Raw genomic sequence first — 21,461 nt, forward strand, 5'->3', positions numbered from 1 at the left:
CGCGACGCGCCTCCCCCGGCAGGCGCTCGGTCCTTCGATCCAGCAGTGCGCGACACAGGGTCGGAAGCACCGGATCGCGTCACACTATCCGTCCAGTTCAGCGTCGAGCGACGTCCGTGACAAATTCCACGCCCCTTACAACTGGGCAATTCGCCCAATCCGTCAGCACTCTCTGCTTCCGTTTGGCCATTGCTTTACTCACACATCCCTTCGGCGGCATTGGTACCGGGAAATGTCGGTGTCGCACTGGGTGCGGTGGTCCCGCCGGTGTCCGGTTCCCCGGTGATCCCCTCGCCCTCACGTTCGCCGTTCGGCACGACGGTGACCGGATCGTCCTCGCGCAGACTCTTGAAAAGATGGTCCGCCTCCGGCTGCACGAGCTCGTCCCGGTTGGGATTCGCGGCGTGCGGCTGCCGGGGAACGGTCAGGAATTGCACCTTTTTCGTCGGAATGCTCCGAAGTGAGCGGGTCAGGTCGTAAAGGTCCTTCAGCGAGTCGAGACCCGGATCGGTGGTGATGGACTTCGTCGCCGCGTCGAGCACCGGATAGAGCCTCGTCGGATTGAGCAGCACGCCGTTGCTCTGCACCTTCTTGACCAGCGCGCCCAGGAACTGCTGCTGACGCTCCATGCGTTCGGTGTCGCTGCCGTTGCCCAGCGTCTTGCGTGCCCGGACGAACCCGAGTGCCTCCTCGCCGTGCAGCGTCTGCGGCCCGGCCTGCAGCTTGAGCCGCGCGTCCTTGTCGTCGATCGGCTCCTTCAGGCACACCTCGACGCCGTCCACGGCGTCCACCATGTCCTTGAAGCCGCGGAAGTCGATCACCATGTGGTGATCGATGCGGACCCCGGTGAACTTCTCGACGGTACGGATCGTGCAGGCCGCCCCGCCGAACTGAAAGGCCCAGTTGAACTGTGCCGTCTGCTCCTTGGAACGGCTGCCGTCCGGCTTTCCGCAGCTCGGGACGGTGACCAGCAGGTCGCGCGGGATCGACATCGCCGTCGCGCTCTTACGGTCGGCCGCGATGTGCAGCAGGATCGTGGTGTCGGAGCGCTGGCTGCCGCCGTTCTCGTCCCGGCCGTACTTGCTGTTGCCCTCGCCGGCCCTGGTGTCGGAGCCGAGCAGCAGGATGTTCTGCGCGTCGACGGCGACGGGCGTGGGGCGCTCCTTCTCGTACGTCTCCAGTTCGGCGGCGGCGGTGGTGTCCGTGGTGATGTTGGAGTCGAGCTTGCGGTAGAACCACCAGCCGGCGCCCGCGGCGGCGAGCACGACGAGCGAGGTGCCGAGCGCGGCCCAGCGCATCCAGTGCCGTGGCGGTCTGCCTCCGGCCTGACCGTCGCCGCTGTCCCCGTCCTGACCGTCCCCATCGTCGCCGCCGTTGTCGCCGTTGTCGCCCGGTCCGCCACCGCCCGGGGAGACCGGGCCGTCTGCGCGGGCACCGTCCACGTCACCCGTGCGGGCACCGTCCGACGAGGCGGACGGGTTGTCCTGCGCCACGGGGACGTCGCCGGACGTGACGTCCGGGGCGGCCGTGGGGTCCGCCTCGTCCTCGGGGCGGCCGGCTCCCTGAGCTTGCTCGCCGGGTACGTCGGCCTCGGGGTCAGCCGTGTCCTCGGCGGACCCGTCAGGGGCGTTGCCGTCCCCCGCAGCGAGGACGTCGCCCGCTGTCCCGGAGTCGGCCGGGCCGCCGGGCGTGGCGGAGTCGTCCGCGATCGCGGATCCCGCCTTCTCGTCCGCGCCGGCGGACCCTCCGGGGCCCACCGGCGTGCCGGCCTTGTCCGTCACGTGTGCGTCCATCCTTCATGGCGTCGGCGGCACGCTGGGCTGCCGATCGCTGGTCTAGACGGCTGAACCCGGCGCTTGGTTGTGCGTTGAAGCACGCTCGTCGCCGATCATCCACCGGGCGCCGCCGCCGGACGGGGAGGGCTCGGCCCGAGTGTGCGCCACACGAGTGGACGCCCCACGCTTGTCATACCGCCGTGACGGTGACCCGCTCGCTCTCGACGCGCTTCGCCAGGGCATCTTGCGACAATTCGTTGAGATTCCGGCACAGAACGACGGAGGCCCCGGCCGCCAAGGGCGCGTACAGCCCTGCGGACAGCCCTTCCCAGGAGTCGTACGACTTCCCGGACAGCAGCCGCGCGCCCGGCGCGAGACCCAGTCGTTCCGCGTCCTCCCGTGCCCGCCCCACCAGTTCGGCACCGGTCAGTTCCAGGTCTCCGACCGTCAGCGCGGGCTCGTCCGGGTCCACCGGCGCGTACGCGGCGAACCTGTCGCCCTGGCCGGGCACCTCCACCGCGTAATCGGCGTAGCCCGGCGGCGGGGTGGGGAAGCGGCGTCCCAGCGGTGCGAGGGACAGCGCGATCCGGTCGCCGCCGCAAGCGAGCCCGTCGTCGAACCGGCCGGGCCCCGCCACGACATGGTCCGCGCGCGCCGCGTCGCCGCCGACGTCCGCGAGCACCCCCACGGAGGAGCAGGCCAGCAGCCAGACAGCGCTCTGCCAGTGCGCCGGCAGCAGCAGCGCGAGGCGATCGCCCGGCTCCGCGGAGAGGTCGCCCTGGAGCAGATTCGCCGTCTTCGCCACCCAATTGGCGAAGGTGGCGACGGACAATTCGACCCGTTCACCGGTGGCGTCGTCGTAGAAAGTGACCAAGGGGCGCGCGGGGTCCGCGGCGAGCGCGGATCGCAGCAGGTCGGCGGGGGTGCGGTCGCTGGCGTTCATCCGCGCAAGCGTACGCCGCCGCCCGGCGCGGAGGCGGCCGCTCGGGTGACGGTGTCCTCCGGTCGGCCCGAAAGGCCCCCGGTCCGCCGGGAGTTTGCCACCGAGCGAGGCCCGCCCCACCGGCCCAGGATCCTTGCCATGCGTGGATACCTGGCTTCTTCCGTCGGAGTGGTGTGCGCGACCGCGCTCGCCATTCCGCTCTCGCTCGCTTCCGGCGCGTCCGCCGCGCCCCTGCCGGCCGCCGCGGTCCCACAAGCACCGGACGTGCCCGGCTCGACCCAGTCCCTGCCACTGAAGGCCATCGGCCAAACCCCCTCGGACCGTTCAGCCGACGCCCCCGAAATGGGCCTTCCTGAGCAGGACGTCGACCCGTTCTCGCTCGTCGGCCTCGTCTGGGAGGACGCGTTCACCGAACTCCACGGCACCGTCGAGGTACGCGCCCGGGCGTCCGGGTCCGGCATCTGGTCCGACTGGCAGCAGGTCGAGACGCACAACTCGGAGCACGCGGCCGACCCCGGCACCGCCGAGAGCGAGTCGCGCTCGGTGCGCGGCTCCACGGCCCCGCTGTGGGTCGGCGCCTCGGACGGCGTGGAGGTACGCGTACGGGCCGAGGACGGCACCTCGAGAGGACTGCCCGAGGGCATGCGCCTCGAACTCGTCGACCCCGGTGACGACCCGGCCGCTGCGACCCCCGACACGGACACGACCCACGACACGGACACGACCCCCGACACCGACATCGCCCCCGAACCCGACACCGACCAGGTCGCGGCAGGCCCCGACGCGGAGCCCACCGTCGGCCGTTCCCCGGTCGGCGGACTCGAGATCCCGGCCCTCAACCAGGCCGACACGGAGGCAGAGGCGGCCGCGGCGGGTGACCTGCTCGCGGGCGATCTCGCGGCCGGCGCCAAGCCGTACATCGGCCCGCGGCCGGCCATCGTGACCCGCAAGGGGTGGGGGCCGACGAGTCGTGGCGGGAGAAGACGTTCGTCTACACGGGCTCGGTGAAGGCCGCGTTCGTCCACCACAGCGCCACCGGCAACAACTACACCTGCAAGGAGGCCCCTCCGTTATCCGCAGTATCTACCGCTACCACGTCAAGAGCAGCGGCTGGCGCGACATCGGCTACAACTTCGCCGTCGACAAGTGCGGAAACATCTACGAAGGCCGGGCAGGAGGCGTGGCCAAGCCGGTGCTCGGCGCGCACACGCTGGGTTTCAACACGAACAGCACGGGCATCGCCGTGCTCGGCACGTACAGTTCCTCCAATCCGCCGCAGGCCGCGGTGACCGCCGTGGCCAAGCTGACCGCATGGAAGCTCGGCCTGAACGGGATCAATCCCAACGGCAAGGTGACGCTCACATCGGCCGGCAGCGGCAAGTACGCGAAGGGCGTCAAGGTCAAGCTCAACGCCATCTCCGGACACCGCGACGGCTACGTCACGGACTGCCCCGGAGGCCGCCTCTACAGCCGGCTCGGAACCGCCAGAACGGCTTCGGCCAAGCTCCAGGGCCGCTGACGGAGGGACGGGGCCGGGCCACGGCGGACGCACCTCGAGCCGCCGTGGACGCAACTCATAAACTTGCCGGTCAAACGTGACCAGCCCGGCCCCAGCAGGAAGCAGAGAACGCATTGAACCTGGCCCCAGAAGCGATCCTCCTGGTCGGAGGCAAGGGAACCCGGCTGCGTCCGCTCACCGTCCGCACCCCGAAGCCGATGGTCCCGGCGGCGGGCGTGCCGTTCCTCACCCATCAGCTGGCGCGGGCGCGGGCGGCGGGCGTCGAGCACATCGTGCTCGCCACGTCGTACCTGGCGGAGGTCTTCGAACCGTACTTCGGCGACGGCTCCGCGCTGGGGCTGCACCTCGAGTACGTGACGGAGGAGGAGCCCCTCGGCACCGGCGGCGCCATCCGCAACGTCGCCTCCCGGCTGCGGTCGGGCCCCGACGACCCGGTCCTCGTCTTCAACGGGGACATCCTCACGGGACTCGACATCGAGGCCCTCGTCGGTACCCACCGCTCGTCCGGGGCCGACGTCTCCCTGCACCTCACCCGTGTCGAGGACCCGCGCGCCTTCGGCCTGGTGCCGACGGACGGGACCGGGCGCGTCACCGCGTTCCTGGAGAAACCCCAGACGCCCGAGGAGATCGTCACCGACCAGATCAACGCGGGAGCCTACGTCTTCCGGCGCTCCGTCATCGACTCCATCCCGGCGGGCAGGCCCGTCTCCGTCGAGCGCGAGACCTTCCCGGCGCTGCTGAGCGCCGGAGCGCATCTCCAGGGCATGGTCGACTCCACGTACTGGCTGGACCTCGGCACGCCGCACGCCTTCGTACGCGGCTCGGCCGACCTGGTCCTGGGCCGTGCTCCCTCGCCCGCCGTTCCGGGCCGACGCGGCGACCAACTGGTGCTGCCGACCGCGCGGGTGGCGCCGGGTGCGAAGCTGACCGGCGGCACCGTGGTTGGCGAGGGCGCGGTCGTCGGCGAGGACGCCATGATCGACGGCAGCACGGTCCTGGCCGGCGCGGTCGTGGAAGCGGGCGCCGTGATCTGCGACTCACTCGTCGGCGCCGGCGCGCGCATCGGGGCGCGCACGGTGCTCTCCGGCGTGGTCGTCGGGGACGGCGCTGTCGTGGGTGAGGACAACGAGCTCAGGGACGGCGCGCGGGTGTGGTGCGACGCGGTGCTCCCTGCGGGCGCGGTCCGCTTCTCCTCCGACCAGTAGCCTGGCCGCATGGCAGGGCGCTTCCGACCGGACACGAGCCGCGCCACCGTGCGCGGTGGCGCCACGGGCGTACCCGCGGCGATACCACGACAGGTCCCCGCCGCGGCCGCCGCCGCCCGCACACGGCGGTGGACCCCGCCGTGGCCCCTGGACCTCGGACTGGTCCTCGGCCCGTTGCGCCGGGGCCCCGCCGATCCCACCTTCCGTACGACCCCGGACGGCTCGGCCTGGCGGACCAGCCGCACCCCGGCCGGGCCCGGGACACTGCACGTCGCGATGCGCGCGGGCACCGTCGAGGCCGAGGCATGGGGGGCCGGCGCGGAGTGGCTGCTCGACCGGCTTCCGGAGTTGCTCGGGGCGTCCGACGAGCCGGAGGCCTTCACCCCGCGGCACCGGCTGGTCGCAGCCTCGCAGCACCGGCGGCCGGGACTGCGGCTGGTGCGCACCGGGCTCGTCATGGAGTCCCTGATCCCCTCGATCCTGGAACAGAAGATCACCACGGACGAGGCCTACCGGGCCTGGCGCCTGCTGGTCCGCAAGTTCGGCGAACCGGCGCCGGGCCCGGACCAGGGCCTGTACGTCATGCCCGAGCCGCGCACCTGGGCGCTCGTCCCGTCTTGGGAGTGGCACCGCGCGGGCGTCGACAACAAGCGCGCGTCGACGATCCTGCGCGCGGTGCGGGTGGCCCGCCGGATGGAGGAAGCGGCGGCGATGGAGCCCGAACAGGCCATGGCGCGGCTGGAGTTGATTCCCGGCATCGGCCCGTGGACCTCGGCGGAGGTGATCCAGCGCAGCAACGGCGCGCCCGACGCGGTCACGATCGGCGACCTGCACCTGCCGCGGATCGTCGGCTACTCCCTGGCCGGTGAACGGAACACGGACGACGCGGCGATGCTGGAGCTGCTCGCCCCCTACGAGGGCCAGCGCCACCGTGCGGCCCGCCTGATCCTGCTGGGGGGCCGCGTCCCGCCGCGCCGCGAACCGAAGATGCGCAAGGTCGACATCGCCGCGTGGTGACCGGCGGGCGGCCGGGTCCTGGGCCGCCGGCGGGTTTCCTAGCGGACCTCGATGAAAGCGGAGGCCTCCCGTGCCGGACGCGCCTTCGGCGCGACGGCGGCGTGGCCGATCGCCACGGCACCCATCGGGTCCCATGTCGCCGGCAGCGACAGCACCTCCCGAACCACGTCGCGGCAGAACATCGTCGAAGAGACCCACGCCGATGCCAGGCGCTCACCCGCGAGCGCCACCAGGAAGTTCTGCACGCCCGCGCCCGCCGCGACGACGAACATCTCGCGTTCGGCGGCGTCCCGGCGCTCGTCGCCGTAGGCGTGGGCCCCGTCCGTCACCAGGCACGGCACCGCGAGGTACGGGGCGTTGCGCAGGACATCGCCGCGCCGGACCCGCTTGGCGACGGACTCCTCCGATTTTCCGTCGCGGCGCAGGTCCTCGATCCAGGCGTCGCGCATCGCGTCCAGCAGCCGGCGGCGGGAGTCGGCCGACTCGAGCAGGACGAAGCGCCACGGCGTCGTGTGATGGGGCGCGGGCGCCGTCACGGCGGCCGCGACCGCGCGCCGTACCGCGCCGCCGTCCACCGGCTCGTCGGTGAACTCGCGGATCGTGCGGCGCTGTGTCACCGCCTCCCGTATCGCCTCCGAGGTGCCCAGCCGGAACATGTCGTCGGCGGCGATCCGCACGAGTGCTCTCGCGTCCTCGCCGGCGTCGCCCACGATGTGCGGCAGGCCGCGGACGACGGCGACCGGCAGGCCCTCGGCCTTGCCCTTCACCAGGTCGCCCGCGGCGGCGAGTTCGTCGGCGGTGGCCACGACGGTCGCGCTGAGGGGATTGCCGTGGGCGTCGGTGCCGCCGCGCAGGTCGTCCAGGACCCGCACGCCCGCCGCGCCGATCGCGATGTCGGTCAGTCCGGTCCGCCAGGGCCGGCCGGAGGTGTCGGTGACGACGACGCCGAGGTCGACGCCGAGCTCGTCGCGCAGGCCCTCGCGGATCGCGCGGGCGGAGGCGTCCGGGTCCTCGGGCAGCAACAGCACTGTGCCGGCGGGGGTGTTGGACGCGTCGACGCCCGCCGCGGCCATCACCAGGCCCTGCCGGTTCTCGACGATGCGCAGGGCGCCGCGACGGGCGACCACCCGTACCGTCTCCGCATCGATGGCCGCCTCGCGGTCGGCCGCTTCGACGATCCGCCCCTCCGCCTTGCTGACGATCTTGGAGGTGACGAGCAGCACGTCCCCGTCGGCCAGTCCAGGCGAGGTGGCGGCGATCAGTTTGGCGAGGTTGTCGCCGGGCCGGACCTCGCCGAGTCCCGGCAGCGCCCAGACCCGGTACGACGCCGGGCTCACGCCTGTACCTCCTCGGCCAGCGCCAGTGCCGCCCGGGCCATGTCGGCGGCAGCGTCCACGTCGGTCATCATCAGCGGCACCGCCCGGCAGCGGATGCCCGCCGCCTCGACGGCGGCGACCGCCGGCTCGTCGACCGTGTCGATGAGCCAGCCGTCGAGCAGCCCGGAGCCGTAGTGCTGTGCGACCGCCGCCGCGGTAGCCTCCACGCCCACCGCGGCGAGGACCTTGTCGGCCATCCCGCGCACGGGCGCGTCCCCGACGATGGGGGAGAGGCCGACGACCGGTACGCCCGCCTCCGCGATGGCCTCCCGGATGCCGGGCACGGCAAGGATCGTTCCGACGCTGACCACGGGGTTCGACGGCGGGAAGAGGATCACGTCCGCGGAGGCGATGGCCTCCAGTACTCCGGGCGCGGGCTTGGCCTGCTCGGCGCCGACCGGGACGACCGCCTCGGCGGCCACGGAGGCCCGCAGCCGCACCCAGTACTCCTGGAAGTGGATGACCTTGCGTTCGCCGTCGAGCGTCACGGCTACATGGGTCTCCACGCGGTCGTCGGACATCGGCAGGAGCCGGACGCCCGGGTCCCACCGGTCGCAGAGGGCCTCGGTGACGGCGCTGAGCGGGTAGCCGGCGCTCAGCATCTGCGTACGGACGATGTGGGTGGCGAAGTCGCGGTCCCCCAGGCCGAACCACTCGGGGCCGACCCCGTACGCCGCGAGTTCGCTCTTGACCTGGAAGGTCTCGTCCTCGCGGCCCCAGCCCTGCTCCTCGTTGATGCCACCGCCGAGCGTGTACATCACGGTGTCGAGGTCGGGGCAGACCTTCAGTCCGAACAGATGGATGTCGTCACCGGTGTTGCCGATCACCGTGACGTCCGCTTCGGGCGCGGCCTGCTTGAGACCGCGGAGGAAACGGGCGCCGCCGATGCCGCCGGCCAGAACCACAATGCGCATGCCGACATCCTTGCAGGTGCCGCCGCGTCGTCAGACGGGAACCGTCTCCGTCGTGCAGCGCGCGGCCGTGTGCATCGGCATCTCGGTCAGGCCCGGGTAGTAGACGTGCAGGCTCACGGCGGGTTCGAGGGAGTCGTTGACCACCTCGTGCGCGTAGCCGGGGGCGAAGACCCGCTGCGCACCGGCCGCGAGTGAGCGCTCGCCGCGTGCGGTGCGCTCGGTCAGCTCGCCTTCGAGGACGGTGAGTACACCGGAGGACGGGCCGTGGTCGTGGAGTCCGCTGCCCTGGCCGGGGACCCAGCTGAGCAGCCAGACCTCGTAGCCGGGGCCGGTGCCGAGCCGGTGGTACCAGCGGGTGGTGGCGTCGTATTCGACGAGGTGTGCCCACTGCGCGCGGTCGGCGGCGATGGACCGGGCGAGGCCGGCGAACTCGGCCACGGTGGCCGGGTGCTCACGGGCGGGCTGGAGCAGGTGCTGTACGGCGAGGATGTCGCCGGCGATCTGGAGGTCGCTGTCGCTGTTCATGGGTGCGGGGGTTCCTCAGCAGAAGTGCGGGGGTGTCGCAGAGCAGGAAGGAGACGCGGAAGCTGGAGCGCGAAGGCATCAACAGCTGGAACAGCAACAGCAACAGCGCGCCTGGACAGCGCTGCGGAACCCGCGGAGGCGGGTCGCGAGGGGCGCTGTGGTCGCTGGCATGAAATCAAAGGTGACGGTTGCGCTCATCGACTGTCAACCCAATGCCCGATTTGGCGGCAATGTTTCACCTTTTCCGGTTACGGAGAACGGAGAAAGGTTTGTGCAGCGGAAGGTGGGGACACATGCGGCAGCAACCCTGCTTGCAAACGTCATCCGGCCTGAAGTGATCGGACTGTGATCCGGATCGCTTCGCCGGCTCGATCGAAACAAGATCGATGTCTTTGGCGTCTTCCTTTTCGAGGGACGGCGGGGCGCGGAGCAGGCCGCTGGCATGTGTCATGTTTTTTGGTGATTTGAACACTTTCCGCATAGCCTTGGTTCCGCAGAGTGAATACCGGGCCCAATAGCAGATCTCGGCTTGACTGGCCCGGAGCTACACACTTGTAATTTCACTCGTGTCGTTCGGCCGAAAACGATCGCGGCAACATCACGGGGACGCAAAGACAGACGAGGGGCGCACATGACCGAGCTGTTCGAACAACTGCTGGTCGAGGACGCGGACGAGGAACTCGGCTGGCAGGAGCGCGCGTTGTGCGCCCAGACCGATCCCGAGTCCTTCTTCCCCGAGAAGGGCGGCTCCACCCGCGAGGCCAAGAAGGTCTGCCTCGCCTGCGAGGTCCGCTCCGAATGTCTCGAATACGCCCTGAACAACGACGAGAGATTCGGAATCTGGGGCGGCCTCTCGGAGCGGGAACGCCGGCGGCTGAAGAAGGCCGCCGTCTGAATCGCCGCCCCTTCCGCCGCCCGACAGCGTCCGGCTCGAGCCGCCCGATCGCGACCGGCTCAAACGGTACAACTGCATCAACTGTGTACGTAACGAACGGTCCGCCGTCTGTGGGTTGTCCACAGGCTGCGGACCGTCCACATGCCAGCCGTTAGTGTGGGGCCCCGTCCGTGACGCACCAGAGCCCCTACGGGGTGACCCCGGCCGGAGGGCCCGTACCTCAATGTCCGCCACCACAGCCGCGTTTGTTCCGGCAGCCGCGCCAGAGTTCCCGCGGCACGTAGTCACCGCCGTGCTCGTCTCCCACGACGGCGCGCGATGGCTCCCCGATGCCCTCGCCGGACTGATCGGCCAGGAACGCCCCGTGCAGAACGTCGTCGCGGCCGACACCGGCAGCGCCGACGACTCGGCCCGACTGCTCACCGACGCCCTCGGCGCCGACCGCGTACTGCACCTTGCACGCCGTACCGGCTTCGGCACCGCCGTCGAAGAGGCGGCCCGGACCGCCGGCGTCCTCACCCCCGAGGAACTGCCGTATCTGAAGCGGCCGAGCGGCTGGGATCCCGTCAGCAGGACCTGGCGCGACGAGGCGTACGACATGCCGGAGCTGCCGCACGGCGAGCCCGTCCAGTGGCTGTGGCTCCTGCACGACGACTGCGCGCCCGAGCCCGACGCCCTCGCCGAACTGCTGCGCGTCGCCGACTCCGACGAGCACGCCGCGATCGTCGGCCCCAAACTCCGCGGCTGGTACGACCGCAAGCAGCTTCTCGAGACCGGCGTCTCCATCGCCAACAGCGGACGGCGCTGGACCGGACTCGACCGCCGCGAACAGGACCAGGGCCAGCACGACCAGGTGCGCTCCGTCCTCTCCGTCTCCTCCGCCGGCATGCTCATACGACGCGACGTGTTCGAGGAACTCGGCGGCTTCGACCGGCGACTGCCGCTCATGCGTGACGACGTCGACCTGTGCTGGCGCGCCCACTCCGCGGGGCACCGCGTCCTGATCGCACCCGACGCCGTACTGCGGCACGCCGAGGCCGCCGCCCGCGAACGCCGCACCGTCGACTGCGCCGGCCGGTCCGTGGCCAGCCCGCACCGCGTCGACAAGGCCGGCGCCGTCTACACGCTGCTCACCAACACCCGCGGCGTCGCGCTGCCTTATGTACTGCTGCGCATCGTCCTCGGCACGCTGCTGCGCACCCTCGCCTACCTCGTCGGCAAGGTGCCCGGGCAGGCCGTCGACGAGGTCATGGGACTCTTCGGCGTCCTGCTGCGCCCCGAACGCATCCTGGCCGGGCGCCGCAGACGGTCCCGGCGGACCGTCGAGGCGAGTGAACTGCGTCCCCTGTTCCCGCCGCCCGGCGCGACCGTCCGCGCCACCGTCGAGCAGGTCGTCTCCGGCTTCGGCGGCTCGGACGCCGACTCCGGCGGCTCCCGGCACGGCGCCGTGGAATCCGGCCCCGGCGGGGACGACGCGGACTTCCTGGAGATCGAGCAGTTCGCCAGGCTCAAGAAGATCGCCCGCAAACCCGGGCCGCTCCTCTTCGCCCTGCTCCTCGTCGCCTCGCTCGTCGCCTGCCGCGGACTGTTCGCGGGCGGCGCGCTGGCCGGCGGCGCCCTGCTGCCCGCCCCGCCCGACGTCTTCGACCTCTGGAGCCGTTACGCCGACAGCTGGCATCCCATCGGCACCGGCGGCACCCAGACGGCGCCGCCCTATCTGGCCGTCCTCGCGGTGCTCTCCGCGCTCTTCCTCGGCTCCACGGGCCTCGCCCTGACCGTGCTGCTCGTCTGCTCGGTCCCGCTCGCCGGCCTCACCGCGTACTTCGCCTCCCGCCCCATCGTCGGCTCACGGCTGCTGCGGGCGTGGGCGAGCGTCGCGTACGCCTTCCTGCCCGCCGCCACCGGCGCGCTGGCCACCGGGCGGCTCGGCACGGCGGTCCTCGCGATCGTGCTGCCGCTCATCGCCCGTGCCGCGGTCGCCGCCCACGGGCTGCGCGTCCAGGGCAGCGGCCGCGGCAGCTGGCGGGCCACCTGGGCGTACGCCCTGCTGCTGACCTTCGCGACGGCCTTCACGCCCGTCGTATGGCCGATCGCCGTCGTCATCGGCATCGCCGTCCTGGTGCTGCGGCGCGGTGACATCACGGCCTACGCGCTGCGCTTCGTAGCGGCCGTGGGCACACCGATGCTGGTCCTCGCCCCCTGGTCGCTGTCGCTGCTCACCAGCCCTTCCGGCTTCTTCCGCGAGGCAGGGCTCGCGTACGACGGCGGCGCCGCGGGCGCGACCGACCTGCTGGGCCTCAGCCCCGGCGGCCCGGGGACCGTCGGCGGGCTCCTGATGATCGGCATCGTGCTCGCGGCGCTCGGCGCTCTGCTGCGCGAGGAGCGGCAGTTCGCGATCCGCGGCGCCTGGGCGGTGGCACTCGTCGGCCTGGTCTTCGCGGCACTCGTCAACGGCTCCGGCGACAGCGGCGCCGGCTGGGCCGGACCCGCCACCCTCGTCTACGGCATCGCCCTGCTGGCCGCCGCCGTGCTCGGCGCCGAGGGCGGCCGCACCCGTGTCGCCGCCCAGAGCTTCGGCTGGCGGCAGCCCGTCGCCGCCCTCGTCGCGCTGGCGGCGGGCCTGGCCCCGGTCGTCGCCGCCGCGAACTGGATGCTGAGCGGCGCCGGCGGCCCCCTCGAGCGGCGTGACCCGGTGCAGGTGCCGGCGTTCGTCGCGGAGGAGAGCGACACCCAGGACCAGCCGCGCACGCTGGTCCTCGGGGGGGCCTCCGCCGCGAAGGTCTCCTACACACTCGTACGTGGTTCCGGCGCCAGGCTCGGCGACGCCGAGCTCACCGAGACCGCCGGCGGCGACGCCCGGCTCGACAAGATCGTCGCCAACCTGGTCGCGGGCTCCGGCGCCGACCAGACCAGCCAGCTCAGCGGCTTCGCGATCCGCTACGTGCTGGTGCGCGACGGAGCCCCCCGGCAGACCAGCCGCGTCCTCGATGCCACTCCCGGCCTGAGCCGGCTCAGCCAGCTCGACGGCAGCGCGCTGTGGCGGGTGGACCGCCAGGTCGCCAGGGCCACCATCGTCACCGGCAAGGACGAACCGCTGCCCGTGGCCTCCGACGCCGTCGAGGCGCACGCGAAGATCCCCGTCGGCGGCTCCGGCCGGATCCTGCGCATCGCGGACCGCGCCGCGGAGGGCTGGCAGGCGACGCTCGACGGACGCCCGTTGAAGAAGACCACGGTGGACGGCTGGGCGCAGGGCTTCGAACTGCCCGCGGAGGGCGGCCGCCTCGACCTGACGTACGAGGACCCCGCCACGCACACGGCCTGGATCTGGGTCCAGGCGTTCCTCGCCCTCGTGCTGCTGGTGCTGGCCCTGCCCGGCCGGCGCCGGGAGATCGACGACGATCTGCCCGAGGAGCCGGTGGCCGTGCCGGAGCAGCCGGTCTCCGGTGAGGGCCGCCGGGCGCGCAGGCTGCGGGCCCAGGCCGAGGCGGAGGCCGAGGAGGCGGAGCCGACCGCTCAGGACTGGCCGCAGACGCCGGAGCACGACCAGGAGGCCGCGCAGCCCCCGCGTACCCGGCGGCGGCGGTGCCGCAGCAGCAGTACGGCGAGTGGGACACGCAGACCCACGCGGACGCGCCGTACGGCACCTCGTACGACCAGCAGCAGTACACGGACGGCCGGTACGGCGAGGCCGCGGGCCACGGCCAGGGGAACGGCGGCGAGCAGCAGTACGCCGACGGCCAGCCGTACGCCGGGGACCAGGCGTACGGCGACCCCGGCTACCAGCAGCCGTACCAGTCCGACCCCTACCAGGCCGCCTCCTACGGCGACGGCCAGTACGGATCCGACGGGCAGTACGGGTCCGAGGGGCAATACCGGCCCGGTCAGTACGAGCAGCCCGGTCAGTACGAGCAGGACGGTCAGTACCAGCAGGACGGTCAGTACCAGCAGGACGGGCAGTACGACCCGTACCGCTACGGCGACGCGAACGGCGGCCCGTACCCCCAGCCCCCGGCGCAAGCCCCCGGCACGACGCGAGGCGAGTCAGAGTGAAGCGCACGACCATCTCCCTGATCGCCGTCGCCACGGCCCTCGCCGCGGTGACCGGCTTCGCCTCGCTCACCGCACCGGACGGGGAGCCGACCACGGAAGCCGCGGCTCCGGCACGGTTGCCCGTCGAGCGTTCCAGCCTGCTCTGCCCGGCCCCCAGCAGCGCGGACCTCGCGGAGACGCGTTACACCTCCTTCACCCCGGTCATGAAGGCCGGGGCGGAGGATGACGCCGAGGACGGGGCCGCCGCCGGCGAGGCGGCAGGCGACGGCGCGGACACGGCGGAGCTGCGGCCGTCCGCGGCCACGCTGGCCGATCCCGCCGCCGCGCCGGCGGACAAGGACGGCGAGGCCGAGAAGGACGAGGAAAACGACAAGGACACGGCGGACGAGGCCCGGAAGCCCGTGTCCGACAAGCCCCTCCTCGCCCTCAAGGAGCCCGGCAAGCCGGTCTCGGCCGAGGAGAGCGGTGGCCAGGCCCCGGCGCTCGTAGGGACGGCCACCGGCCGCCTCGCCCCCGGGTGGACCGCGCAGCAGACCACCGCCGTCTCCGCGGGCAGCGGCCGGGGCCTCCTCGGCGTCAGCTGCACCGCACCGGACACGGACTTCTGGTTCCCCGGCGCCTCACTGGCCGACAAGCGCCAGGACTACGTGCACCTGACCAATCCGGACGACACCGCCGCCGTCGTCGACGTCGAGCTCTACGGCAAGGACGGCGTGCTGAAGAGCACCGTGGCCGAGGGCATCCCGGTTCCCGGCGGGGCCGGCCTGCCGGTCCTGCTGTCGACGCTGACGGCGGACCGGGCCGAGGACGTGACCGTCCACGTCACCACCCGCACCGGCCGGGTCGGCGCCGTCGTGCGGTCCGCGGAGGAGGACAGCGGCAGCGACTGGCTGGCCGCCTCCGCCGACCCGGCGGGCACGGCCGTGCTGCCCGGCATCCCGGCGGACGCGACCTCCGTGCAGTTGGTGGCGTTCGCCCCCGGTGACGACGATGCGGAGCTCCAGGTGCGGCTGGCAGGTGCGACGGGCACCATCACTCCGGCCGGGGCGGAGACGCTCCACGTGAAGTCCGGGATGACGGCGAGCCTCGACCTGAAGGACGTCACCCGGGGCGAGGCCGGGTCCCTCGTCCTCGGCCCGGCCGAGGGCCGCCGGGCCACCCCGGTGGTGGCCGCGCTACGCGTCGTGCGGGGCGAGGGCGACAAGAAGGAGGTCGCGTTCATCCCGGCCGCCGCGCCGGTGGGGCAGCGTGCCACGGTGGCCGACAACCGGGCCAAGGGTTCCCAGCTGTCGCTCGTGGCGGCGGGCAAGGCCGCCGAAGTCAAGGTCACCGCGTCGGCGGGGACCGAGGGCGGTACGCAGGTCGTCAAGACGTACTCGGTGAAGGCCGGGACGACGCTGGCCGTGCCCGCGCCGGTGCCGGCCGGGCTCAAGGGTTCCTACGCGCTCACGGTCGAGACGGTGTCCGGCGGGCCGGTGCACGCGTCACGGTCGCTGGAGATCGCCGAGGACGGCATCCCGATGTTCACCGTCCAGACGCTGCCGGACGACCGCGGGATGGTGGCCGTGCCCGAGGCGGAACAGGATCTCTCCGTGCTGGACGACTGACGCGTTCGGGTGGCCGGCGCGGCCGCCACCGTACGTCTCCGGCCGTCCCTGTTCCGGGCCCTCCGTCAGTCCTGCCCGTAGCGCGGATCGACCGACTCCGGGGCCAGCCCCAGCAGCTCTGCGACCTGTTCGACGACCACTTCGTGCACAAGGAGTGCCCGTTCGTCGCGGTTCTTTGTCCGGATCTCGACAGGACGCCGGTAGATCATGATCCGCGCGGGCCGGTCCTTGGCGGCCGGGACGGCACTGCCCAGGGGCACCGACTCGTCGGGCGAACCAGGGACCTCCAGGACCAGGAAGTCGACGTCGGCCAACTGCGGCCAGTGCCGCTCCAGCCTCTCCACCGAGTCCTGGACCAGGTCACGGAACGTCTCGGCCCGGCTGGCCGAGAGCGGCACCTGCGGGGGAGCGACGGGGCCGCGCATGCCTCTTCCATGGCGGTCACGGCGGCGGGGCCTCGGCTCTGCCGGTCGGGGGGTACGGGACTGTCCATCACTGACGCAGGGTAGCTCTCCGTGGACCGTGGCGATCGTCTCCGGGCCGGGGCCGGCCCGCCTGTCGCCGATTGAGCATTTCGGCCAACGTTGAGCCCGATTCCACGACTCCCGTGATCGTCCCTCTTGCCTCAATTGATCTGATTCACTCCACCTCGTGACCGCGCGGGGCCGGGCCGTCTCCGGTGTGGTTCTCTCTCCGTGCAGGTCAGGCCAGTTGCCCGAACAGCCGATATGTCCGATGTCACACCACGACACGGGGAGTGACCTGGTGGAGAGTCGTCGCAGCCCGCTCAAGAGTGCGGTACCGTCCAACGTCGTGAGCCCTGTACGTCGCTGTTCGCGCACCGCGTGCGGCCGCCCTGCCGTCGCGACACTGACGTACGTCTATGCCGATTCGACTGCGGTCCTCGGTCCGCTCGCCACCTACGCCGAGCCCCACTGCTACGACCTGTGCGCCGAGCACAGCGAGCGGCTGACGGCTCCACGCGGCTGGGAGGTCGTCCGGCTCACCGACGGCTCCGCCCCGGCCCGCCCCAGCGGCGATGATCTCGAAGCGCTCGCGAACGCGGTGCGCGAGGCGGCACGGCCCCAACGTACGGCGGAAGCGGGCGGCCAGGGCGGTCGGCGTTCGGCGGATCCCATGGAGGTCGCGCGCCGCGGCCACCTCCGGGTGCTGCGTTCCCCCGACTCCTGACCCGCCGCCCCTCGCACACCCGCCCGTCCGACGGCTTTGCGGCGGGACCCGGTCCACGCCCCATGCCACGGCCCCGTAAGGGTAGTTTGAGGTGACCGCATGGACTTCAGAAGGGGTTGGGCCGTGGCTGCTGATCTGTCGCAGATCGTGAAGGCGTACGACGTCCGCGGGGTGGTGCCGGATCAGTGGGACGAGTCGCTCGCCGAACTGTTCGGTGCTGCCTTCGTCGAGGTGACGGGTGCGGACGCGATCGTCGTCGGCCACGACATGCGGCCGTCGTCGCCCGGCCTGTCGGGCGCCTTCGCGCGCGGCGCCGCCGCCCGCGGCGCCGACGTCACCCTCATCGGACTCTGTTCGACCGACCAGCTGTACTTCGCCTCCGGACACATGGGACTCCCGGGTGCCATGTTCACCGCCTCGCACAACCCGGCGCAGTACAACGGCATCAAGATGTGCCGCGCGGGTGCCGCCCCCGTCGGCCAGGACACCGGTCTTGCCGACATCCGCCGTCTCGTCGAGACCTGGTCCGAGCAGGGCGCCCCCGCCCCCGCCGGGACACCGGGCAGGGTGACCGAGCGCGACACGCTCACCGACTACGCCGAGCACCTGCTCTCGCTCGTCGACCTGTCGGCCATGCGTCCCCTGAAGGTCGTCGTGGACGCGGGCAACGGCATGGGCGGCCACACGGTCCCCACCGTCTTCGGCCCGCTCCCGCTCACGCTCGTCCCGATGTACTTCGAGCTGGACGGCACCTTCCCCAACCACGAGGCCAACCCGCTCGACCCGGCCAACATCGTCGACCTCCAGGCGCGTGTGCGCGAGGAGGGCGCGGACCTGGGTCTGGCCTTCGACGGCGACGCGGACCGCTGCTTCGTCGTCGACGAGCGGGGAGAGGGCGTCTCACCGTCGGCGATCACCGCCCTGGTGGCCTCCAGGGAGCTGGCCAAGCACGCCGGCGGCACGGTCATCCACAACCTGATCACCTCGTGGTCCGTGCCGGAGGTCGTCCGCGAGAACGGCGGCACGCCGGTGCGCACCAGGGTCGGGCACTCCTTCATCAAGGAGGAAATGGCCCGAACCGGGGCGATCTTCGGCGGCGAGCACTCGGCGCACTACTACTTCCGCGACTTCTGGAACGCCGACACGGGCATGCTCGCCGCGCTCCATGTCCTCGCGGCGCTGGGCTCCCAGGACGGCACGCTGTCCGACCTGGTCGCGCAGTACGACCGGTACGCAGCCTCCGGCGAGATCAACTCCAAGGTCGACGACCAGGCCGGACGGGCGGCGGCCGTGAAGGCCGCCTTCGCCGCCCGCGAGGACGCCACGGCCGACGAACTCGACGGGCTGACGGTGACCACCGCGGACTGGTGGTTCAACCTGCGCGCCTCGAACACGGAGCCGCTGCTGCGGCTCAACGTGGAGGCACGCGACGAGGCGACCATGGCCAAGATCCGCGACGAGGTGCTGGCGCTCGTACGGGCCTGAGCCCACCGGTACGGGTGGGGGCGGCCGTCCCCACCCGTACCGCCCGCCCACACCGCCCCAGAACGAGCCGCACACCGCCCCCGGCGGTAGGCTGACGAGGCCTGATCCGCCACACCGTGACCGCACGTCCGACGCGAGCGCAACCGCTCCGTCCGACGTGCGACATGCCCGAAGGGACACCGTTGTTATGCCGCTCGAAGCCGGCCTTCTGGAGATCCTCGCCTGCCCGGCCTGCCACGCCCCGCTCGACGACCGCACGGCAGCCGACACGCCCGAGCTGATCTGCACCGGCAAGGACTGCGGCCTCGCCTACCCGGTCAGGGACGGTATCCCCGTCCTTCTCGTCGACGAGGCCCGCCGCCCCGCATAAGGCGGCACCGACGGACGGTGGTGCGACGGACCGCGGGCCCGGTACGACGGCGCCCGGCAGGACCTGGTCCCGCCGTCAGGACCGTGTCCCGACAACCGCACAACACCCCCCGCACGCGTACGGCGATCGGAGGCCCACCCCCATGCTCGACGAGTCGCTCCTCGACGACCCGGATGCCTTGGCCCGTGCCGACCGCCGCGGCCTGCTCCGCGGCGCGGCAGAGGCCGGGGCCCGGGTGCGCACGGCCGCCAGGCACGCCGACGAAGCCGGCATCGCGCAGCTCAGCCCCGAGGGCCGGCCGCGGTCCGTCCTCGTCGCGGGCCCCGGCACCGCGGCCCTGGGCGTGGCGGACCTGATCGGCGCCCTCGCCGGCGCCTCGGCCCCCGTCATCCCGCTCCGCCCCACCGGCGTCGCCCATGCGGCGGGCGCGCTGCGCTGGGCCCTGCCGGGCTGGGCGGGCTCGCTCGACCTGCTGCTCCTCACGACCACGGACGGCAGCGAACCCGGCCTCGCCCTGCTCGCCGAGCAGGCCTACCGGCGCGGCTGCACAGTCGTCGCCGTAGCCCCGCAGACCGCGCCGCTCGCGGAGGCGGTCGACGCGATCCACGGCCTGGTCGTCCCCATGGCCACCGCGCCCTACGAGGCGGCCGAGGCCGCCCAGGCGGCCGCCCCCGGCGCGCTCTGGGCGCTGTTCACGCCCCTCCTCGCGCTCCTCGACCGCCTCGCGCTGGTCGACGCGCCTCCGGAGATCCTCGCGAAGGTCGCGGACCGCCTCGACCGCACCGCCGAACGGTGCGGTCCCGCCATCGCCACGCACAGCAACCCGGCCAAGACGCTGGCCGCCGACCTCGCCGACCGGCTGCCGCTCATCTGGACGGAGGGCGCGGGCGCCGGTCCTGCGGGCCGCCGCTTCGCCGCGGTCCTGGCCGAGCTCGCGGGACGCCCCGCGCTCGCGGCCGAGCTGCCGGAGGCACTGCCGGCGCACGGAGTCCTCCTCGCCGGCGACTTCACGGCGGGCGCCGACCAGGACGACTTCTTCCGCGACCGGGTCGACGAGCAGCAGGCGCTGCGGGCCCGTGTCGTCCTGCTGCGCGACCGTCCGGCCGGCGGCCTCACGGCGGCGCCCGCCGCCCGCGAGCTGGCGCTCGGCCACGACACGGCCGTCAGCGAGCTCGAACCGGAGGACGGCTCACAGCTGGAGTCGATCGCCGAACTGCTCGCCGTCACCGACTTCGCGGCCGTGTACCTGGCACTCGCGGCCTCCGGCAACCACGACGAGTAGACGTACAACTGCCGCACCGCACCACGACGTACCGACGAAGGACCAGGGAAGACCATGGATCGCCTCGCCAACACCGTGCGCCCCTACGCCTGGGGGTCCACGACCGCCATCCCGGAGCTGCTCGGCGTCGCTCCCACCGGCGAGCCGCAGGCCGAGATGTGGATGGGAGCACACCCGGGCGCACCGTCCCGCGTCAGCCGCGGCGGCGAGGCCGACCAGCCCCTCTCCGACGTGATCGCCGCCGCCCCCGAACGTGAGCTCGGTGAGGCGGCCGTCGCCAAGTTCGGTCCCCGGCTGCCCTTCCTCCTCAAGCTTCTGGCCGCCGCCGCGCCCCTGTCCCTCCAGGTCCACCCGGATCTCGCCCAGGCCAGGGACGGCTACGGCGCGGAGGAGAACGCGAGAGTCCCCGTCGACGCGCCGCACCGCAACTACAAGGACGCCAACCACAAGCCGGAACTGATCTGCGCACTCACGCCGTTCGACGGCCTGTGCGGTTTCCGCGCACCCGCCGCCGCGGCCGAGCTGCTCGCCGGACTCGACGTCGACTCCCTCAAGCCGTACGTCGACCTCCTGCACGCCCAGCCCGAGGACGCAGCCCTGCGCGAGGTGCTCACCGCCGTACTGACCGCGGACCCGCAGGAGATGGCGGCCACCGTCGCGGAGGCCGCGGCCGCCGCCGAACGGCTCGGTGGGGTGTACGCCCCCTACGCCGAGATCGCCCGCCACTACCCTGGTGACCCGGGCGTCATCGCGGCGATGCTGCTCAACCACATCCGACTGCAGCCGGGAGAAGCGCTGTTCCTCGGCGCCGGCGTGCCGCACGCCTACCTCGACGGACTCGGCGTCGAAATCATGGCCAACTCCGACAACGTGCTGCGCTGCGGGCTCACCCCCAAGCACGTGGACGTGCCCGAACTCCTGCGCATCGTACGGTTCGAGGCCACCGAACCCACTGTGCTGCGCCCCGAGGCGTCACCCTCCGGCGAAGAGGTCTACGACACCCCCATCGACGAGTTCCGGCTGTCCCGCTACGTGCTCGCGCCCGACGCCGAACCGCGCGACGTGACCGCGTCCACGCCGCAGATCCTGCTCTGCACCGCGGGCGGCGTCACGACCGGTGAACTGCGGCTGGAACCGGGCGAGTCGGCGTTCGTGCCGGCCGGGGAGAAGGTGGAGATCTCGGGTACGGACGGCGGTCCCGGCACGGTCTTCCGCGCGACTGTGGTGGCCTGAGTCGGCACTGCGGACGGCTGCTGCGACAATGGCGCACTGCCGAGACCGTGCGCAGGACCGGTCGGCGTACGTAC

Annotated in this window: 14 protein-coding genes and 3 pseudogenes; 11 read left to right on the plus strand and 6 right to left on the minus strand. The window is 72.4% G+C overall.

What is annotated here, in order from left to right; genetic code table 11:
- Positions 1 to 194: 194 nt before the first annotated feature.
- Together GLX30_RS21425 and GLX30_RS21430 are read right to left on the minus strand one after the other, a co-directional pair.
- Positions 195 to 1,793 carry an LCP family protein gene (locus tag GLX30_RS21425; RefSeq protein WP_167306850.1) on the minus strand — a complete coding sequence of 533 codons (1,599 nt, stop codon included), beginning with the start codon at positions 1,791 to 1,793 and terminating at the stop codon, positions 195 to 197.
- Between the two features lie 172 nt (positions 1,794 to 1,965).
- The gene (locus GLX30_RS21430; protein ID WP_159691421.1) at positions 1,966 to 2,718 is read right to left on the minus strand and encodes a TIGR03089 family protein; all 753 of its coding nucleotides are present in this window, start codon (positions 2,716 to 2,718) and stop codon (positions 1,966 to 1,968) included.
- Between the two features lie 138 nt (positions 2,719 to 2,856).
- Between GLX30_RS21430 and GLX30_RS21435 the strand changes: the two are divergent.
- From GLX30_RS21435 to GLX30_RS21445, 3 genes and pseudogenes are all read left to right on the plus strand, one after another.
- Positions 2,857 to 4,237 (plus strand): annotated as a pseudogene (locus GLX30_RS21435) (peptidoglycan recognition protein).
- Between the two features lie 113 nt (positions 4,238 to 4,350).
- Positions 4,351 to 5,442 carry an NDP-sugar synthase gene (locus GLX30_RS21440; RefSeq protein WP_159691424.1) on the plus strand — a complete coding sequence of 364 codons (1,092 nt, stop codon included), beginning with the start codon at positions 4,351 to 4,353 and terminating at the stop codon, positions 5,440 to 5,442.
- A 9-nt stretch (positions 5,443 to 5,451) separates the two neighbouring features.
- Positions 5,452 to 6,459: a DNA-3-methyladenine glycosylase 2 family protein gene (locus GLX30_RS21445; protein ID WP_159691427.1), complete on the plus strand. Its 1,008-nt coding sequence runs from the start codon at positions 5,452 to 5,454 to the stop codon at positions 6,457 to 6,459.
- Between the two features lie 38 nt (positions 6,460 to 6,497).
- On the opposite strand, the gene GLX30_RS21450 is transcribed toward GLX30_RS21445, so the two are convergent.
- From GLX30_RS21450 to GLX30_RS21460, 3 genes are read right to left on the minus strand one after another with little or no spacing between them, the layout of a single operon-like run.
- The gene (locus tag GLX30_RS21450) at positions 6,498 to 7,796 is read right to left on the minus strand and encodes a coenzyme F420-0:L-glutamate ligase (RefSeq protein WP_159691430.1); all 1,299 of its coding nucleotides are present in this window, start codon (positions 7,794 to 7,796) and stop codon (positions 6,498 to 6,500) included.
- The gene (gene cofD, locus GLX30_RS21455) at positions 7,793 to 8,749 is read right to left on the minus strand and encodes a 2-phospho-L-lactate transferase (RefSeq protein WP_159691433.1); all 957 of its coding nucleotides are present in this window, start codon (positions 8,747 to 8,749) and stop codon (positions 7,793 to 7,795) included. The genes GLX30_RS21450 and cofD overlap by 4 nt, the downstream gene beginning before the upstream one ends.
- Before the next feature lie 30 nt (positions 8,750 to 8,779).
- Positions 8,780 to 9,274 carry a cysteine dioxygenase family protein gene (locus tag GLX30_RS21460; protein ID WP_159691436.1) on the minus strand — a complete coding sequence of 165 codons (495 nt, stop codon included), beginning with the start codon at positions 9,272 to 9,274 and terminating at the stop codon, positions 8,780 to 8,782.
- A gap of 631 nt (positions 9,275 to 9,905) precedes the next feature.
- On the opposite strand from GLX30_RS21460, the gene GLX30_RS21465 reads away from it, so the two are divergent.
- The 3 genes and pseudogenes from GLX30_RS21465 to GLX30_RS21475 all read left to right on the plus strand — a co-directional run bounded on the left by GLX30_RS21465 (position 9,906) and on the right by GLX30_RS21475 (position 15,826).
- Positions 9,906 to 10,169, plus strand: coding sequence for a WhiB family transcriptional regulator (locus tag GLX30_RS21465; RefSeq protein ID WP_053557226.1), 264 nt, complete (start codon positions 9,906 to 9,908; stop codon positions 10,167 to 10,169).
- A gap of 223 nt (positions 10,170 to 10,392) precedes the next feature.
- Positions 10,393 to 11,151 (plus strand): annotated as a pseudogene (locus tag GLX30_RS36225) (glycosyltransferase family 2 protein); the annotation flags it as partial.
- Positions 11,152 to 14,215: 3,064 nt separating this feature from the next.
- Positions 14,216 to 15,826 carry a DUF5719 family protein gene (locus GLX30_RS21475; RefSeq protein ID WP_159691439.1) on the plus strand — a complete coding sequence of 537 codons (1,611 nt, stop codon included), beginning with the start codon at positions 14,216 to 14,218 and terminating at the stop codon, positions 15,824 to 15,826.
- A 65-nt stretch (positions 15,827 to 15,891) separates the two neighbouring features.
- On the opposite strand, the pseudogene GLX30_RS21480 reads toward GLX30_RS21475, so the two are convergent.
- A pseudogene (locus tag GLX30_RS21480) lies at positions 15,892 to 16,319 on the minus strand (metallopeptidase family protein).
- Between the two features lie 272 nt (positions 16,320 to 16,591).
- Here GLX30_RS21480 and GLX30_RS21485 point away from each other — a divergent pair.
- From GLX30_RS21485 to manA, 5 genes are all read left to right on the plus strand, one after another.
- The gene (locus tag GLX30_RS21485) at positions 16,592 to 17,017 is read left to right on the plus strand and encodes a DUF3499 domain-containing protein (protein WP_159691442.1); all 426 of its coding nucleotides are present in this window, start codon (positions 16,592 to 16,594) and stop codon (positions 17,015 to 17,017) included.
- 123 nt (positions 17,018 to 17,140) lie between these two features.
- Positions 17,141 to 18,502 carry a phosphomannomutase/phosphoglucomutase gene (locus GLX30_RS21490; protein ID WP_159691445.1) on the plus strand — a complete coding sequence of 454 codons (1,362 nt, stop codon included), beginning with the start codon at positions 17,141 to 17,143 and terminating at the stop codon, positions 18,500 to 18,502.
- A gap of 187 nt (positions 18,503 to 18,689) precedes the next feature.
- On the plus strand, positions 18,690 to 18,872 hold the full coding sequence (locus tag GLX30_RS21495; protein WP_100107426.1) for a Trm112 family protein: 183 nt from the start codon (positions 18,690 to 18,692) through the stop codon (positions 18,870 to 18,872).
- A 142-nt stretch (positions 18,873 to 19,014) separates the two neighbouring features.
- Positions 19,015 to 20,154 carry an SIS domain-containing protein gene (locus GLX30_RS21500; RefSeq protein ID WP_159691448.1) on the plus strand — a complete coding sequence of 380 codons (1,140 nt, stop codon included), beginning with the start codon at positions 19,015 to 19,017 and terminating at the stop codon, positions 20,152 to 20,154.
- A 54-nt stretch (positions 20,155 to 20,208) separates the two neighbouring features.
- Positions 20,209 to 21,387: a mannose-6-phosphate isomerase, class I gene (gene manA / locus GLX30_RS21505; RefSeq protein ID WP_159691451.1), complete on the plus strand. Its 1,179-nt coding sequence runs from the start codon at positions 20,209 to 20,211 to the stop codon at positions 21,385 to 21,387.
- Positions 21,388 to 21,461 lie beyond the last annotated feature (74 nt).

The sequence above is a fragment of the Streptomyces sp. Tu 2975 genome (assembly GCF_009832925.1).
GTDB lineage: Bacteria > Actinomycetota > Actinomycetes > Streptomycetales > Streptomycetaceae > Streptomyces.

Excerpts from the sequence above, each read along its gene's own strand:
- GLX30_RS21495 (WP_100107426.1), top strand. The coding sequence starts at position 18,690 with ATGCCGCTCGAAGCCGGCCTTCTGGAGATCCTCGCCTGCCCGGCCTGC.
- GLX30_RS21430 (WP_159691421.1), bottom strand. The coding sequence starts at position 2,718 with ATGAACGCCAGCGACCGCACCCCCGCCGACCTGCTGCGATCCGCGCTC.
- GLX30_RS21465 (WP_053557226.1), top strand. The coding sequence starts at position 9,906 with ATGACCGAGCTGTTCGAACAACTGCTGGTCGAGGACGCGGACGAGGAA.
- GLX30_RS21500 (WP_159691448.1), top strand. The coding sequence starts at position 19,015 with ATGCTCGACGAGTCGCTCCTCGACGACCCGGATGCCTTGGCCCGTGCC.
- manA (WP_159691451.1), top strand. The coding sequence starts at position 20,209 with ATGGATCGCCTCGCCAACACCGTGCGCCCCTACGCCTGGGGGTCCACG.
- GLX30_RS21460 (WP_159691436.1), bottom strand. The coding sequence starts at position 9,274 with ATGAACAGCGACAGCGACCTCCAGATCGCCGGCGACATCCTCGCCGTA.
- GLX30_RS21445 (WP_159691427.1), top strand. The coding sequence starts at position 5,452 with ATGGCAGGGCGCTTCCGACCGGACACGAGCCGCGCCACCGTGCGCGGT.
- GLX30_RS21425 (WP_167306850.1), bottom strand. The coding sequence starts at position 1,793 with ATGGACGCACACGTGACGGACAAGGCCGGCACGCCGGTGGGCCCCGGA.
- cofD (WP_159691433.1), bottom strand. The coding sequence starts at position 8,749 with ATGCGCATTGTGGTTCTGGCCGGCGGCATCGGCGGCGCCCGTTTCCTC.